The organism is Streptomyces sp. NPDC054840, from assembly GCF_053611065.1.
In genome coordinates this window covers 1-1,721 of sequence record NZ_JBSGZP010001034.1, presented here as the reverse complement: position 1 = coordinate 1,721, position 1,721 = coordinate 1, and the positions used below count along the sequence as shown (strand labels likewise).

The 1,721-nt window shown below is 73.0% G+C and carries 2 protein-coding genes; both read right to left on the bottom strand.

The features are described from left to right. A partial coding sequence (locus tag ACWGIU_RS37215) for a hypothetical protein (RefSeq protein WP_453712485.1) occupies positions 1-330 on the bottom strand: 330 nt, incomplete at its 3' end. Positions 331-494: 164 nt separating this feature from the next. Then, on the bottom strand, positions 495-1,721 hold a 1,227-nt coding region (locus ACWGIU_RS37210), incomplete at its 5' end, for an alkaline phosphatase D family protein (protein ID WP_453712484.1).

Here is a 1,721-nt window from a genome sequence, read left to right as displayed (position 1 = left end):
AATGCGGCGGTGGCAGTAGCCGCCCTTGGGCATGATCAGGTTGCCGTCGCCGTCGCCGTCGCCGTTGCCGTCGCCGTCGCCGTCGCCGTCGCCGTCGCACTGCCCGCCCCGGCCGGCAGCCCCCTGCCCGGCTCGGGGTCCCCTCGCCGCCGGGGAGATCAGGGACGGCCGGTGCAGGGAGAAGGCCGCCCCGCACCGTACGGAACTGCTCCTACCAACCCGGCGCGGCTCCCTCGTCCAGGACAGGTTCCCCGTCCCCGTCCTGGTCGCCGTTGCCGGGCAACCGCCGAGGAGCCGGTCCCTCGACGGCGGGCTCGCCGTCGGGGACACCGCTGCCGGCCGGCTGTCCTTCGAAGCCCTTCAACGCCCGGCCACCGCCAGCGGCAGGGGCACCGATGGAGGCTGGCCGGCAGGGGCACGGGACCCAATACGGTCCCGTGCTCGGTCTGCAGGCTCCCGAACAGAGAAGGTATGGGGGCCGTCCGGCCGGGGCGTCAGCTTCCGTCCGTCAGACTGCGGTCGAGGACGCCGATGAGCCGGGCTCCCGCACGGTCTGTCCCGCGGCGCCCCCGCTTGGCACCCGCCGAGGCCCTCTCCAGCCGCAGCCGCGCTGTACGTCCGCGCAGTGTCAGCGTCATCAACTGGTTGCCGAACCACGGTCCGCCGGTGCGCTCCCACCGGACCGCCGGTCTCGCGACCCGTCCGTGGCGGGCGAGGAGATGGCCGATCCCCTTGGCGAGCCGGCTCCAGCCGAAACGGAATCCAGCCCGCATGACCGTCGGTACAGAGTTGTGCAGCGGTGAGCAGGTGAACTGGAAGACACGGGAGCGCGGCTGCCTGCCGGTGGTCCAGACGGGCTCCGCCACATACGCGTGGTGTACGTCCCCGGAGAGCACGCACACCGTCGCCGGGGCCCCCTCGGCTCTCCCCACCTCGGCGACCGTCTCCGTCAGCCTTTCGAACGACGATGTGAACGCCGCCCAGTGCTCCAGGTCCGCCCGCCGGCGCAGCCACTCACCGAAGCGCGACCAGCGCGGCCCCCGTTCCCCCCGGCAGAGCGCCGCGTGCCAGCCCTCCGCGAAGTGGACCATCGGGGGCAGCAGCCACGGGAGCGATGTCCCGACCAGCAGGTGGTCGACGCCGCCGGGGTCGTCGAACGCCTGCGTCCGCAGCCAGGCCGCTTCTTCGGCGTCCAGCATCGCCCGGTGCTGCTCCTCCAGCACCCGCGCGGCCCGGGTGTCGACCATCAGCAGCCGGGTGCGGCCGAAGTCCCTTCGGTAGCTCCAGCGCACCGTCCCCGGGTCGGCGTCGGCGCGTTCGGCGAACGCGCGCAGCACCTCCGTGGCGTCGTCGGCCGCCAGTACCGCCGCGTACAGCTCGTCCTCGGCGAGCTCGGCGGGGGAGAGGTTCCCGAGGTGCTGGTAGACCCAGTACGACATCAGGCCGCTGGTGATCCGCTCGTGCCACCAGGGCGTTGCCCGCATGTCGGCTGCCCAGGCGGCGCTGGTGTTCCAGTCGTCGATGACGTCGTGGTCGTCGAAGATCATGCAGCTGGGTACGGTCGAGAGCAGCCAGCGCAGTTCGGGGTCGCCCCAGGACTCGTCGTAGAGGTGCGTGTACTCCTCGTAGTCGGCGACCTGGTCCGGCGGGGCGGCGGAGCCGGTGCCGGCGGCCCGCCGATGCCGGGCGATCCAGGCGCGGGTGTACGCGGACGTCTCGTC